Origin of the sequence: Paenibacillus plantarum (assembly GCF_013141695.1) — a bacterium.
Taxonomy (GTDB): Bacteria; Bacillota; Bacilli; order Paenibacillales; family NBRC-103111; genus Paenibacillus_E; species Paenibacillus_E plantarum.
Window position 1 is genome coordinate 1 of the sequence record NZ_WHNY01000011.1, and the last position, 14169, is coordinate 14169.

Genomic DNA, 14169 nt, shown 5'->3' on the forward strand with positions numbered 1-14169 from the left:
ACTCTTGTCCAACCTGCTCTCTCTCGAAAGCCGGAAGACCAATATACCATAGTTACTTTTCTTTTGCAACTTGTTTTTCTCAAGTTACTTTTGTATTTCCGCATGTCTCAGCGGCAACTTTTATAAGATAACACAGATGCCGCAGTCGAGTCAACCCAATAGTAGATGTATTATATTTACAGTTACAACAAAGCCCATTTCACACCAATTAGTAGTATAACACCCGGGATCCCTAATATAGTAGCCGTCCCTAATGTAGCCGTATTAATAGGCAGTTCTATATGTGTATATCCGCTCAATAGATTCAGTATGTATAACAGAAAAGCTGCGACTACTACATTTAGACCTAATGACGCTACTAGTCTACCGCTACCTCGGCTGCGAAACACAATCATCACTAACATAAGCGAGGAGAGTATCAACACCCCCCATATGGTATATTTAAGAATCATGCTTTACACCTCCATTAAATGATCGCTGTCAATCAGGCTTACCCCTAATCGCTTCGCTTGTTTGATAAGCATTTCGAATCTCTTCTCTGCCGCTTCCATTGCGTAAATTGTATAGTCGATCTGATCCTTGTCCAAAGCGAACTCAAAGTGAGCTTGCGCCGCCACCCACGTCTGATGCGCAGCACGTATCTCTTGAATCAACATGATCTTGTCCCGTTTCAGTTCTTCCTTTACAGTCTTCGCTCGCGGACTCTTAAATCCACGCATGCCTAATAGAGCCGGTTTCATAGGCAAACCTCCATTCCTCCCACAATTGGGTTGATCTATACTTATGGGGATCATGGCATTTTCAGAACACTTTCTAGGCAGAAAAAAGAGAGCTTCTCAGCTCTCCTTAACATGTATGCTTTTATAATTCCCTGCGGCCTTCCATCGCTTTGGATAAGGTTACCTCATCCGCATACTCCAAATCGCCGCCTACAGGCAAACCATGGGCAATACGAGTTACACGCAACCCAAACGGTTTGATCAATCTAGATAAGTACATCGCTGTGGCTTCGCCCTCAATGTTCGGATTGGTGGCCAGAATCAATTCCTGCACCGTTTCGTCACCCAAACGCTTAAGTAATTCCGCGATATGAATTTGATCAGGCCCAATGCCCTCCATAGGGGATATGGCACCATGCAGCACATGATAATAGCCTTCAAATTCTTTGGTACGCTCCAGCGCAACCAAGTCCTTCGGTTCCTGCACAACGCAGATGACGGAATTATCACGGCTTTTATCCTGACAAATACGACAAGGATCCACATCGGTAATATTGCAGCATACGGAGCAATAATGGAGGTTCCGTTTTACATTAACAAGCGATTTAGCAAAATCAATCACGTCTTCCTCTTTCATTCGAAGGACGTGAAAGGCTAAGCGCCCCGCTGTCTTGGGACCTACTCCCGGCAAGCGGGAGAAGGCATCGATTAACTTCGCTATCGGTTCGGGGTAATACAAAGGAAGTACTCCTTCATGGTACAGAGTCGTTGATTCTTGGTTGTCTTAGAACAATCCAGGGATATTCATACCGCCTGTGAATTTGCCCATATCTTTGTTAGCGATCTCTTCGGCTTTGGACATTGCGTCGTTAACTGCAGTCAACACAAGATCTTGCAGCATTTCAACATCGTCTGGATCCACTGCTTCTGGTTTGATCGTGATGCTTTGTACTTTCTTGTGCCCGTTGATGATACACGTTACTACACCGCCGCCAGCTGTTCCTTCAATCATTTTCGTGCCTAGTTCTTCTTGTGCCTTCATCATTTGCTCTTGCATTTTCTTCACTTGCTTCATCATTTGGTTCATGTTATTCATTATAGATCGCTCCCTTATCGTTAGTCTTCTTTAATCGTTACTAGATCTTCACCAAACAATTGGATGGCTTCGGATATCCATTCTTCTTTGACCGCGTTTCCGCGACCATCCTCAGCCACTAATTCCATCTCTTCAGGCGGGGCGTGCGTCGCTTCACTCTTCGCATCATCCCATTCCTTACGCATTAAGGTCAGCAAACGCATTGGCTTACCAAATACAGAAGAAAGCACTTGTTCAATAATGACTTTATTCTCTGGCTTCTCCGTTGTATTCCGATGCATATCATTCTTAAATGCGACAAGAACAACATCATCTAGCATAGCCACCAAATCACCATTAACAAACCAAGCATGAACGGTTATTTTCTTCTCTTTGACATCACCCAACACTTGACTCCACTTCATCAGTGCCGTCTTCGTATCTGGACTCTCAGAAGCCTTCAAGTATGGATCAAGCTTAAGACCTGACTTCTTAGAAGGTGCCGAGGCCACGGCTACTTTCGCCGCAGGCGCTTGCTTAGCACTTTCACCCGAAGCAACACTCACTCCCGATTTTACCAGTAGAGCTAGTTGATCTTCAAGTTGTTTCATTCTTTGGGTCATTTGAGCAAAAAGATCACCCTGCGGCTGACGCGCCCCAACTTCCACCGAGCCGTCCGATCCTCGATGGCCACCGCTTATTTTCATAATAGCGATTTCTAATAAGGTTTGCGGTTGTACCGAATATTTCATCTCACTCTGATAATGGTTCAGCGTTTCAATCATACTCATCATCTCACTTGGCGTGAAGTGACTCGCAATCTCCTTGAGCTCTGCCATATCAAATACGCGTTCAGCGATCACAGGTGAATTCGGCACCATGCGCACCATCAGCAAATCTCGGAAATAATGAATCAAATTCTCGATACACTTGTCCGCGCTTTTCCCCTCTTGCATGAAAGTATCAATTAACTCTAGGGCAGCCCCCAGATTCTGTTCCTTGATATACGTGACAAGTCTCTTAAATTGATCGGAAGCAATACCGCCTGTAATCGACAAAATATCAGTTAGCTGTATTTCCCCTGTTGCAAACGAGGCCGCTTGATCCAACAGACTTAACGCATCCCGCATCCCGCCGTCGGATAATCTTGCTATATAGTGAAGAGCTTCTTTATCAATCGAAATGCGCTCTTGATCACAAACATACTGTAGACGCCCTACCTCATCCTCCATGGAAACGCGACGAAAATCGAAGCGCTGACACCGAGAAATAATGGTTGCGGGAATTTTATGAGGCTCCGTTGTTGCTAAAATAAACATAACATGCGCCGGCGGCTCTTCCAACGTCTTCAATAAGGCATTAAATGCTTCCGTCGTCAGCATATGCACTTCATCAATAATGTACACTTTCTGCCTGACTTCGGTCGGTGCGTATTTAACTTTATCTCGGATATCACGAATTTCTTCCACACCGCGGTTGGATGCCGCATCGATCTCGACAACGTCCATGACTGCGCCTTCCGTGATACGCTCACAGGCAGAGCATTGGTTGCATGGCTCTTCCGAGGGGCCGTTTAAACAGTTGATGGCTTTGGCTAAAATTTTGGCTGTACTTGTTTTACCCGTTCCACGGGGACCGTTAAACAAATAAGCATGGGTTAGGCGATTTTCCCGCAACGAATTCTGCAGTGTTTGTGTGATATGCCGTTGTCCGACAACATCACGAAACGTCTGCGACCTCCATGTACGATACAAAGCAATGTGTGCCATAGTGTTCCTCTCCAATAATCCCTGCGTGGATTGACTATATCCATTATACTATAACGCTCCAAGGGATGAAATAGAGGATCACATATAGGGAATCGTGATGGTAAATGTCGTTCCAAAGCCTTTGGCAGCTACGCGAATCGTCCCGCCCATATCATGAATGATACGCTGGCATACAGAGAGCCCTAGCCCCGTGCCCGTATCCTTCGTCGTGAAGAAGGGATCAAAGATTTTATCAATGACGAACATCGGTATCCCTGTACCTGTGTCATGAATATCCACACACACATTTCGATCTATCGTGTCTACACGCTCCGAAATCGTCAATATCCCACCATCGGGCATGGCTTCGATTCCATTTTTGCAAACATTCAAGAAAACTTGCTTCAATAGCTCGATATCTGCCGTCACCTCAGGGAGGTGGGTCGAAGCTTCATAGTGAAGTTGAACATTATAGAGGATCGCTTCATTCTGAATAACCGGCACGATGCCACGCAGGACTTCCGTCACACCAATACGCTCATAGGCCACATGCTTGGGCTTGCTCAACATCAGAAACTCATTCACTAGTGCATTAATTCGATCAATTTCTCCCAACATGACATCTGTAAAATTCTGTTCTTTGTCCATGCCACGGTCACCGAATGTACGACGCAGCATCTGTAAGAAGCCTTTGATTGATGTTAGTGGATTACGGATTTCATGCGCTGTTCCTGCAGCAATTTGCCCGATCATCGCAAGACGATCGCTTCGCTGAACCATTTGTTCCAATGAGCGCATATTCGTGACATCTTTGAAAATAATGTAAGCCCCCACAATGTTCCCCTGACTATCCTTCAAAACATTAGAATCCAGCAGCAAATCAAAACGTTCTTGATTGTTCGTCCAGGAAACGGCGTGATTGCGGACTATCGCTCCGTTCAGAATCGTTCGCTGCACGAGCTGGTGCTGACTCGGAACTGTGGCAAAAATCTCATCCAGCGACTTATTGCGAATACACTCCTTCTCCATGGCCAGCATTTGGCAGGCGCGATCACTAATGTCAGCAAGTCGGTAATCCATATTAATTAATAACACACCCAAGTTGATGTCTTTCAAAAAAGCATCCGAAAAGCGCTGCAGCAAGTTTAACGCTGTTCCTTCTTCTTTATTTTTCAATGATAATAAATATATACTTCTATCCTCACATTGGAGCTTAAGCATGGAAAACTGAAAATAGATCATTTCCCCATTCTTCCCTAGTAGAAAACCATGGGGCCATTCCCCAACATCCGCTTCATCCCTAAAATGGAATTCGTATAACTCACGCAAAGTAGCCCTCATCTTAAAAAATCGAGGGCAGGGAACACCAGTAATTTCATCTGCTGAATATCCCGAAACTTTCAAGAGCTGATCCGTGACGAGCAACAACTTCTCATCTTCATCAACCATTATCATACCGGTTTGTATGCTGTGATTGAACAGTTTCCGCAGTTCGTTCATCGATACCGAGTACATCTGAGGCGAATGAATGGGCATGTCAACAGCTCCTTCACTTTCTCTTTTCGAACATCTTCGAGTAGCATCAGTCCATGTACGTATTGTATAAAGATTCTCTGTAAAGTCATATTTTTCCTGCAAAATGCAAAAGAAAAAACGCCCTAATTGCTGGCGTTTCGTTTATGTGTTCTTACATATACGGTATGATTACACCGTGCACCTGTTATTGATAAAATGATACAAGCGAACTCTTATCGTTAGCTCAAATCAGGCAACCCCTCGGCACATGAAAAATCTCACTTACGGCTGCTTCCTTCCAGACCTGACCGGGTTCATGAGCATCCATTGCGAAGGACCCGACTCTCAACACCACGTGTAAAAGTCAGACCTCACATCACAGTACCGCTAACAGGAATTCAACCTCGCTACAGCGGATTGCGAGTTACAGGGCACCGCTACCTCCCCGTCTAGCACAGTAAAAATAGTATATCTGATTCACTGCCAAATAGCAACCTAAGGGGAAAAAGTACTATATATAGGGATCTTTAACGTTAGTTAAAGTCTCTCTGCTTTGGGATCTTTAGCGCTAGCTAAAGTCTCTCTGCTTATCGAACCATCCTAACCTGTATCTTATATCGTGGCATGTTGGTTTCCAAGGCCATTTGGGCTTGTGAACGTAATTCCTCCACTTGGGCCGCTGTCAGAGAGGCCACTGGCGTGATTCTCACATTAACCGTAGTACCGTTAATCGCAATATTGGTCTTCTGGATTCCCGGCAGCTGCGCAAGCACAGCTTTCATCAGATTCGAATCATCATCATAATGGTGATACGTTGGGTTAAGCGGGTTGTTCGGATTCACGCTTGTGATGCCTAGCATCCCATCCTGCTTATAATTCTGTACTTTATAATTAGCATTATCCGTTTTCTTATTATTGCCTGTCCACATGCCACAACCCGCTAAACTAAGGGCAAGGCATGCGACCCCGGCCAGCATGACTAGACTTCTAAACCCTTTGAACATAAAAACACCTCCCATTGGAATCTAAGCCTAAGCTTAGGATTACCAAGGGAGGTTGTCTTATGCTGATTGGCAATCAAGCAAATGATGCCAATTAGATTCCGTATTTCTTTTTGAACTTGTCGACACGGCCGCCTACATCGATAAACTTTTGTTTACCAGTGTAGAAAGGATGACAATTGGAGCAAATCTCAACACGAAGATTTGGCTTGATTGAACCCGTTTCGAACACGTTACCACAAGCGCAAGTCACTGTGGTTGCATGATAAGTAGGATGAATTCCTGCTTTCATTTGGTTCACCTCTTTCCGCCCTGAATCATTTGCTGAAACAGAGTTAATGGACGTACTATTGCATTGTAGCATATTCGCAAGTCTAGATGCAACGAAAAATCGATCGGTTAAACCTTCCATCCCCGATAGTTAGAGCACAGGAGCAAGCGTACGATCACTCGTATAAAACTTCGGTGTGTGGGAGTAAGAACCAATCACGACATCCGGCAATTCTTGCTCGAAGATCTCTAACATTTGCTTCATCCCTAGCAGTTCACCCTGAGCTTTAGGGATAATGCCCAAGTAGCTCTCAGGGTCAATATTTAAGTTGCGCATCTGGATCAATTTCAATCCCGTTCTGCGTACAAATTCGATCATCGCTTCGATTTCTTCTTCCCGATCGGTGACACCAGGGAATACGAGATAGTTAATTGATGTGATAACCCCTTTATCGGTTGCATAGCGAAGGGATTTTTCGACATTCTTAAGGGTATACGCTCTTGGCTTGTAATAAGCGTTGTAGTGATCATCCAGCGCGCTGATCGTGCTTACACGCATTAGATCTAGACCTGCATCGACAATGCCGCGGATATGGTCCGTAAGGCCCGCATTCGTATTGATATTGATATAGCCCATCTTCGTTTGCTCGCGCACTCGCTTGATGGCATCAATAATGATGACAGCCTGCGTGCTCGGTTCCCCTTCACAGCCTTGCCCGAAAGAGATAATACTCTCCGGCGTACGCAGATGTTCCAACATGATCTCCGTAATTTCTTCGACCTTCGGCTTGAAGTTCATCCGCGTCTGCGGAGCAACAAAGCCGCTCTCGTCTGGCTGCTCCGAGATGCATCCGAAGCATCCTGCATTACAGGAGTAGGAAACAGGGACAGCCCCTTCCCAGCGTTGTAGGAACGTGTTCGAAGCGGTCAAGCACTCGTAGCCCAGTGCACAATTCGACAAATGCGCATACAAGCGATTCTCCGGATATTTGGCGACTAGCCGTTTGACTTCAACCTCGAGCTCATCCGGATCACAGTGAATCGGATTCCAGAAATACGGGTTGTCGGTCAAACGCGCGGCTACGTAGAAGCCGTCTTCTTTCCACACGACTGCCGTATAACCGAACAAAGGCAATGCCTTCGTCTTATCGGATTTCACATACCCTGGGAGAAGCAGTCGTGTGAAGCCTTGTGGAAGCAGCGCTCCTACCGCGTGATAATCACCCTCTACCAGCTTCATCTCACCTGTTGCAGCATCTATGCCAACAGGGCGCGTGAAGGGTAGACTCACGAGTGTTGATCCCTCAGGAAGAGGGATCAGTTCTTCATCTAATATTTCGGTGATCATTTCTGCATTTCGACCAAGTGCGAAATAATCAGGATGATCAAATACATTTCCTTGTGAATCTGAATAAACCAAGTTCATAACGGTACTCCTCTTTGTACGTTAAAGTAAACGAACACGCAAACTTTTTTACAGGTGCCGTTTAACAAAAACTTAAGATGCTGAGTTTTTGACTTTGCCTTTATGCTGCTGGGATGGCGCTCCTGCCCCTGGAGAGGCCAACGAGTCCAAAAACTCTTGATTCGTCTTCGTATCCGCAAGCTTCTTAATAAAGGCTTCGGTATATTCATGTGAATCATTCATGCCTTTGCGAAGCGCCCATACTTTCTCGAGCTCATCTTTGCCGAGCAACGCTTCCTCGCGGCGTGTCCCTGAACGACGAATGTCAATAGCAGGGAAGATACGGCGCTCCGCCATTTTGCGATCGAGATGAAGTTCCAGATTACCTGTCCCTTTAAATTCTTCATAAATGACGTCATCCATACGTGAACCGGTTTCAACAAGTGCTGTAGCAAGAATAGTTAAACTGCCGCCTTCTTCAATGTTACGAGCAGCTCCGAAAAAACGCTTAGGACGGTGGAAAGCAGCGGGATCAACACCACCGGACAATGTCCGGCCTGAAGGCGGCACTACGAGGTTATACGCTCTTGCTAAGCGCGTAATACTATCGAGTAGGATAACGACATCTTTCTTATGTTCAACTAGACGCATAGCGCGTTCTAAGACAAGTTCGGCAACTTTAATATGATTCTCCGGAAGCTCATCGAAAGTTGAGGCAACGACTTCACCTTTGACAGAGCGCTGCATATCGGTAACTTCCTCAGGACGCTCGTCAATCAACAGAACAAATAGCTCAATCTCGGGATAATTGGTAGAAATACTGTTTGCGATTTCTTTGAGCAACAATGTTTTCCCCGCTTTAGGCGGTGCCACAACAAGTCCGCGCTGACCCAAACCGACAGGAGCAAGCAAGTCCATAATCCGCATCGAAATCTTGGTAGGCTCGGTCTCAAGTGTAATCCGAGTATCTGGATATAGCGGCGTTAGTGCAGGGAAATGCAAGCGTTCAGCAGCCGTTTCAGGCTTCTCACCATTGACTGCTTCGACTTGGAGAAGTCCATAGTAACGCTCATTCTCCTTAGGCGGTCGACATTTCCCAGATACAATATCACCTGAGCGCAAATCAAATTTGCGAATTTGAGAGGCAGAAATATAGATATCCTCTGAGCTAGGAAGGTAGTTAATTGGACGTAAGAATCCAAATCCTTCCTGCAAAATTTCCAAGACACCTTGCATGAACAAGAATCCGCTCTCTGCTGCTTGTGCACGTAAAATGGCAAAAATGAGTTCTCTTTTCTTCAACGTACCGTAATAAGGAATCTGATGTTTCTTAGCTAGTTTATATAATTCAGTAAGCTTGAGTACTTCAAGCTCAGCAAGCTGCATGCTCATGTTTCAACCACCAAACTATTAAATTTTCAATTGGATTCTAGCATTGCCTGTTGTCTGGTACTTTATTCCTCGTTCTCACGCCAAACTTCGGCCCCTAGGGAAGATAGATTAAATACTAAATTCTCGTATCCGCGATCAATGAACTCTACACCCGACACTTCCGTGATCCCGCCTGTCATAACACTCAAGCCTGCAATTACCAGAGAAGCTCCTGCGCGCAGATCCGTCGCCCTTACTTTGGCCGAGCTCAACTGCGAGCCTTCAATGATGGCAGAACGGCCTTCAACCTTCATTTTTGCACCCATGCGTACAAGCTCTGGGATATGTTTAAAGCGATTGCTATATACATGGTCAGTTAGAATACTAACGCCTTTGGCTTGGCACAATAGGCTAGCCATTGGAGACTGCAGATCGGTTGCAAACCCAGGGTAAATTAATGCTTTCACATCTACACTTTCATAGATAGGCTGACCGACAATGCGAATGGATTCATCCATTTCGTAAACATGAACGCCCATTTCTTGCAACTTTGCTGTCAATGCTTCCAGATGCTTCGGAATCACATTATCTACCGTAACATCGCCGCGCGTCGCCGCTGCAGCAATCATGTACGTTCCCGCTTGAATACGATCAGGGATAATCGAGTGGCGGCAGCCATGAAGTTCAGAAACCCCTTCTATACGGATCGTATCCGTACCAGCTCCCTTGATTTTCGCACCCATCGAATTCAAAAGTGTTGCTACATCTATAATTTCAGGCTCTTTCGCCGCATTTTCAATTGTAGTCAATCCCTTAGCACGTGAAGCAGCCAGCATAATATTAATCGTAGCGCCTACACTCGCCATATCTAAGTATATCTTAGCGCCACGCAGTTCCTTAGCACGAATATGAAGGGCTCCGTTTTCGTTACTTACCACAGCGCCTAGTGCTTCAAATCCTTTAATATGAAGATCTATCGGACGCGGTTCGAAATTACATCCACCTGGAAGACCAATCGTTGCCTCACCAAATCTACCCAGAAGAGCACCCATCAAATAATAGGAAGCGCGCAGCTTCTTCACTTTGCCATTGGGCATAGCCATAGGCTTCATATGGGTCGGATCAATCGTCATCCGATCTTCGTTCCAATCAATCGTTGCTCCTAAATCAGTCAAAATTTCTGTATATATAGCCACATCGCTTAAATGTGGAAGATTATCCAAAGTTACTGGTGTTTCTGCAAGTACTGCGGCTGGAATAAGTGCAATGGCACTATTCTTTGCTCCACTAATTTGAACAGTTCCCCGTAGTGGGCGTCCACCGACCACCATTAATTTCTCCAACATACTTCTCCCCCTAAACCAGGTGCCTTCTCACTAACGACAATAACGCCAATCAACAAAACCTACTAAATCACACAACTATTCGACGAAAATCCACAAAATAAGGAAGTAAACAAAATAAACGGCTACGCCGTCCTTCAAGGACAGGAGCGTTTATGGAGAAATATAGCAATTGATTATGTGAAACATATATTTTCTAGTATTTAGATGAGCGCGAGGTAAAATACAGCAAATAGAAGAAGGAAACGCCCGCAATGACACAGACAGACGGCAACGATTGTCGACCATCCATCTGTGTATTACTGCATTTCCTATCCTGTCTATACAATTTGGAATTAAGCTTGGTTGCTGCTTCCGAACAATTGAATTTTGGATTTTACTACTTCGATCATAGCGCTACGAGCTGGGGTTAGATATTTACGAGGATCATAAATTTTAGCATCTTTATTCAGAGCTGCGCGGATGCTTTCTGTGCATGCCACTTGGTTCTCTGTGTTCACGTTGATTTTGCCAACGCCTGCTGCAATTGATTTACGGATCATTTCGTCTGGAACACCGGATCCACCGTGCAATACAACTGGAACTGGGATCGCTTTGGAAACTGCTTCAATAATATCAAAGTGAATGTTCGGCTCGCCTGCGTACATACCATGTGCAGTACCTACTGCGATTGCCAAACAATCCACGCCTGTTTCTTCGTAGAAACGAATCGCTTCTTCTGGTTTTGCAAGGTTAGCATGCTCTTCATCAACGGAAATGTCATCCTCAACGCCACCGATTGTTCCAAGCTCACCCTCAACGGATACGCCCATAGCACGAGCAGCTTTAACAACTTCTTTCGTCAAACGAATGTTTTCTTCGAAAGAATAGTGGGAACCATCGAACATAACGGAGCTGAATCCTGCACGGATACATTTCATTGCTACTTCAAACGAACTACCATGGTCTAAGTGTAATGCGATCGGAAGACCGGATTTCTTAGCTGCTGCTTCTGCAATAGCTACAGTAAACTCGATGCCCATATATTTTAGTGCGCCTTCGCTAACACCATAAATGAACGGGGAGTTCAGTTCGATTGCAGCTTCCACAATCGCTTGAGCAAACTCAAGATTGTTCATGTTAAATTGACCAACCGCGTATTTCCCTGCTTTTGCCTTAGGTAAAAAATCATTCATTGAAACCAATGCCATGTTTCTCTTCCTCCTAGAACCTCTTTAGTAGATGCGCATACCGCTCTCTGTTCATACCTGAGTTATTATAGCACATAACTTTTCAAATGATAACCAAGCCTTCATTTTTCCAAAACAAAAAAAGACCCTATGACTAGGATCCTACTGCGAAACCACTGCTGGGTTCATTATTCAATTGCATATTCACAGCCAGGCGCAGCTCATCAATATCAAATGGCTTCGTAAAATGCATGATCGCACCTAAATCCGTCGCTTCTTTGATCATATCCAGCTCACCATATGCTGTCATCATGATGACTTTGATTGAAACATCAATTTCTTTCACATGCTTCAAAATATCAAGTCCGTCCATACCAGGAATCTTCATGTCTAGTAGTATGAGATCAGGCGATACATTTCTTACGATTTCCAAGGCCAACTTGCCATTGGAGGCTTGATAGGTATCGTACCCTTCGTTACTGAACACTTCCATGAGGAGTACACGAATTCCATTTTGATCATCCACTACCAACACTTTTTTCTTCATCAGCCAAGTCCCCTCCCGAAAACGAATAACAAGTTCCAAACCTATAAGTCAAGATATTCGCTATTCATTTTCGTTTTCCTTCCGAGGAGAGCATTTATTTTGAAAAGTTTTACATAAAAGTTGATTATCAGGAGAGAGATCCCTGCATCAGCAACGTGAAATTTTAACGAGCGATCAATTGTGCAGCTTTTACGAATTCACGGAAAAGTGGCTGCGGACGGTTCGGACGGGATGTAAATTCCGGGTGGAATTGTACAGCCAAGAACCAAGGGTGACCAGGAAGCTCAACCATCTCGACCAGACGACCATCTGGTGATGTACCCGAAATACGCAGACCTGCAGATTCAACCAATTCGCGGTATTCATTATTAAATTCGTACCGGTGACGATGTCTTTCGTAAACTAGCTCATCATTGTACGTCGTCGCAGCAAGTGAACCAGGCGTCAATTTACAAGGGTATAGACCTAAACGCATCGTTCCGCCTAGATTCTCAATATCCTTCTGCTCTGGCAATAGATCAATTACTGGATAGGCTGTTGTTGGATTAATCTCGGAGCTATTCGCGCCGTCCAATCCACAAACAGAACGTGCGTATTCGATAACAGCGACCTGCATCCCCAAACAAATACCGAAGAACGGGATTTCTTTCTCACGCGCATAACGAATTGCCGCTACTTTTCCTTCGATCCCGCGATCACCAAATCCACCTGGAACAAGGATACCTTGTACACCAGAAAGCAGGGAATGCACATTATGATCGTAGATATCTTCTGCATTGACCCAACGAATATCAATCTCGGAGTCATTGTCGATACCCGCGTGTCCAAGTGCTTCAACAATACTAAGGTAAGCATCGTGAAGAGCTACGTACTTCCCAACGATGGCGATCTCGGTCTTCTTCGTTAAGGATTTCACCTTGCGAACAAGGCTTTCCCATTCTGCCATATCCGGTTGATTGGTTGAAAGCTTCAAGTGATTCACAACGTAATCATCAAGACCTTGCTCACGAAGCATCATCGGTACTTCATACAACGTTTCTGCATCTTTACATTCAATAACTGCAGCCGGATCGATATCACAGAACAAAGCGAGCTTGCGCTTCATATCTTCTGTCAAAGAATGCTCGGTACGACAAACAATGACATGCGGTTGAATGCCAAGGCCGCGTAGTTCTTTAACGCTATGTTGCGTTGGTTTTGTTTTGACTTCACCAGCAGCTTTGATATAAGGAATCAACGTAACGTGAATGTACATGACATTCTCGCGGCCGATATCATTTTTCATTTGACGAATCGCTTCCAGGAATGGCAAGCTTTCGATATCCCCGACAGTACCACCGATTTCAGTAATAACCACATCGGACCCAGCTTCACGACCTGCGCGAATCACACGTTCTTTAATTTCATTCGTAATATGAGGGATAACCTGTACAGTTCCGCCTAGGTACTCGCCTCTGCGCTCTTTGGTAATAACCGAGGAATACACTTTTCCTGATGTCACGTTCGAGCTTTTGGACAAGTTAATGTCGATAAAACGCTCATAATGACCTAAATCCAAATCCGTTTCTGCACCATCATCTGTTACGAAAACTTCCCCATGCTGATAAGGACTCATGGTTCCTGGGTCCACGTTAATGTAAGGATCGAACTTCTGAATCGTAACTTTCAAACCTCTGTTCTTGAGCAGTCTTCCTAAGGAAGCTGCTGTAATTCCTTTGCCAAGGGATGAAACTACGCCTCCCGTAACGAAAATGTATTTTGTCACTATGTACGCCTCCTTATAGTTGTAAGCTTCCGCTTTAGATTTTCGCCAGGCTACTGGCATCGTTATAACATGAAGATAAGTGTAAAAAGGTGCTAGAAAACTGGCTTCATCAGCATAAGCTCTTGGTTGTCGCCAGAACAAAGGTGTAATAGCATTAGCTTCTGCTAAATAAGTGTTTTCATGAACAAATCACAAAAAAAAAGCGCAAAAAAACAAAAAAAAGTGACACCCGTAGTGACGG

At 44.8% G+C, this 14169-nt stretch carries 14 protein-coding genes and 1 other RNA gene; all 15 read right to left on the bottom strand.

Annotated features, from left to right (window positions below; genetic code table 11):
• Positions 1 to 182 precede the first annotated feature (182 nt).
• The 15 genes from GC096_RS04350 to pyrG all read right to left on the bottom strand — a co-directional run bounded on the left by GC096_RS04350 (position 183) and on the right by pyrG (position 13928).
• Positions 183 to 452, bottom strand: a complete 270-nt coding sequence (locus tag GC096_RS04350) for a pro-sigmaK processing inhibitor BofA family protein (protein ID WP_171629077.1) — start codon at positions 450 to 452, stop codon at positions 183 to 185.
• Positions 453 to 455: 3 nt separating this feature from the next.
• Positions 456 to 740 carry a DUF2508 family protein gene (locus tag GC096_RS04355; RefSeq protein WP_063795704.1) on the bottom strand — a complete coding sequence of 95 codons (285 nt, stop codon included), beginning with the start codon at positions 738 to 740 and terminating at the stop codon, positions 456 to 458.
• A gap of 121 nt (positions 741 to 861) precedes the next feature.
• Positions 862 to 1458 (bottom strand): recombination mediator RecR, encoded by a 597-nt coding sequence (gene recR, locus GC096_RS04360; RefSeq protein ID WP_056621953.1) that lies wholly within the window; start codon positions 1456 to 1458, stop codon positions 862 to 864.
• Positions 1459 to 1503: 45 nt separating this feature from the next.
• Positions 1504 to 1815, bottom strand: coding sequence for a YbaB/EbfC family nucleoid-associated protein (locus GC096_RS04365; protein ID WP_028555044.1), 312 nt, complete (start codon positions 1813 to 1815; stop codon positions 1504 to 1506).
• A 20-nt stretch (positions 1816 to 1835) separates the two neighbouring features.
• A complete protein-coding gene (dnaX, locus tag GC096_RS04370) occupies positions 1836 to 3563 on the bottom strand; it encodes a DNA polymerase III subunit gamma/tau (RefSeq protein ID WP_171629078.1) in 1728 nt (575 codons plus the stop codon).
• Positions 3564 to 3641: 78 nt separating this feature from the next.
• Positions 3642 to 5078, bottom strand: coding sequence for an ATP-binding protein (locus tag GC096_RS04375; RefSeq protein WP_312886185.1), 1437 nt, complete (start codon positions 5076 to 5078; stop codon positions 3642 to 3644).
• Between the two features lie 173 nt (positions 5079 to 5251).
• Positions 5252 to 5515: signal recognition particle sRNA large type (gene ffs, locus GC096_RS04380), an RNA gene on the bottom strand.
• Between the two features lie 129 nt (positions 5516 to 5644).
• The gene (locus GC096_RS04385) at positions 5645 to 6061 is read right to left on the bottom strand and encodes a hypothetical protein (protein ID WP_171629079.1); all 417 of its coding nucleotides are present in this window, start codon (positions 6059 to 6061) and stop codon (positions 5645 to 5647) included.
• Between the two features lie 91 nt (positions 6062 to 6152).
• Positions 6153 to 6350, bottom strand: a complete 198-nt coding sequence (rpmE, locus tag GC096_RS04390; protein ID WP_056621960.1) for a 50S ribosomal protein L31 — start codon at positions 6348 to 6350, stop codon at positions 6153 to 6155.
• A gap of 129 nt (positions 6351 to 6479) precedes the next feature.
• Positions 6480 to 7754: a radical SAM family protein gene (locus GC096_RS04395; protein WP_171629080.1), complete on the bottom strand. Its 1275-nt coding sequence runs from the start codon at positions 7752 to 7754 to the stop codon at positions 6480 to 6482.
• Positions 7755 to 7826: 72 nt separating this feature from the next.
• On the bottom strand, positions 7827 to 9125 hold the full coding sequence (gene rho / locus GC096_RS04400; protein ID WP_171629081.1) for a transcription termination factor Rho: 1299 nt from the start codon (positions 9123 to 9125) through the stop codon (positions 7827 to 7829).
• A gap of 62 nt (positions 9126 to 9187) precedes the next feature.
• Entirely contained in the window at positions 9188 to 10447 is a 1260-nt protein-coding gene (murA, locus tag GC096_RS04405; protein WP_056622721.1) for a UDP-N-acetylglucosamine 1-carboxyvinyltransferase, read from the bottom strand.
• 335 nt (positions 10448 to 10782) lie between these two features.
• On the bottom strand, positions 10783 to 11637 hold the full coding sequence (fba, locus tag GC096_RS04410; protein ID WP_065850891.1) for a class II fructose-1,6-bisphosphate aldolase: 855 nt from the start codon (positions 11635 to 11637) through the stop codon (positions 10783 to 10785).
• Positions 11638 to 11770: 133 nt separating this feature from the next.
• Complete coding sequence (locus GC096_RS04415; protein ID WP_171629082.1) at positions 11771 to 12163, bottom strand: response regulator; 393 nt, start codon at positions 12161 to 12163, stop codon at positions 11771 to 11773.
• A 163-nt stretch (positions 12164 to 12326) separates the two neighbouring features.
• A complete protein-coding gene (gene pyrG, locus GC096_RS04420; protein ID WP_171629083.1) occupies positions 12327 to 13928 on the bottom strand; it encodes a CTP synthase in 1602 nt (533 codons plus the stop codon).
• Between the last annotated feature and the right edge of the window lie 241 nt (positions 13929 to 14169).

Bases quoted from the DNA above. Each gene is read 5' to 3' on its own strand.
- GC096_RS04385 (WP_171629079.1), bottom strand. From the start codon at position 6,061: ATGTTCAAAGGGTTTAGAAGTCTAGTCATGCTGGCCGGGGTCGCATGC.
- GC096_RS04365 (WP_028555044.1), bottom strand. From the start codon at position 1,815: ATGAATAACATGAACCAAATGATGAAGCAAGTGAAGAAAATGCAAGAG.
- GC096_RS04350 (WP_171629077.1), bottom strand. From the start codon at position 452: ATGATTCTTAAATATACCATATGGGGGGTGTTGATACTCTCCTCGCTT.
- rho (WP_171629081.1), bottom strand. From the start codon at position 9,125: ATGAGCATGCAGCTTGCTGAGCTTGAAGTACTCAAGCTTACTGAATTA.
- GC096_RS04375 (WP_312886185.1), bottom strand. From the start codon at position 5,078: ATGCCCATTCATTCGCCTCAGATGTACTCGGTATCGATGAACGAACTG.
- GC096_RS04415 (WP_171629082.1), bottom strand. From the start codon at position 12,163: ATGAAGAAAAAAGTGTTGGTAGTGGATGATCAAAATGGAATTCGTGTA.
- rpmE (WP_056621960.1), bottom strand. From the start codon at position 6,350: ATGAAAGCAGGAATTCATCCTACTTATCATGCAACCACAGTGACTTGC.
- GC096_RS04395 (WP_171629080.1), bottom strand. From the start codon at position 7,754: ATGAACTTGGTTTATTCAGATTCACAAGGAAATGTATTTGATCATCCT.
- dnaX (WP_171629078.1), bottom strand. From the start codon at position 3,563: ATGGCACACATTGCTTTGTATCGTACATGGAGGTCGCAGACGTTTCGT.
- fba (WP_065850891.1), bottom strand. From the start codon at position 11,637: ATGGCATTGGTTTCAATGAATGATTTTTTACCTAAGGCAAAAGCAGGG.
- GC096_RS04355 (WP_063795704.1), bottom strand. From the start codon at position 740: ATGAAACCGGCTCTATTAGGCATGCGTGGATTTAAGAGTCCGCGAGCG.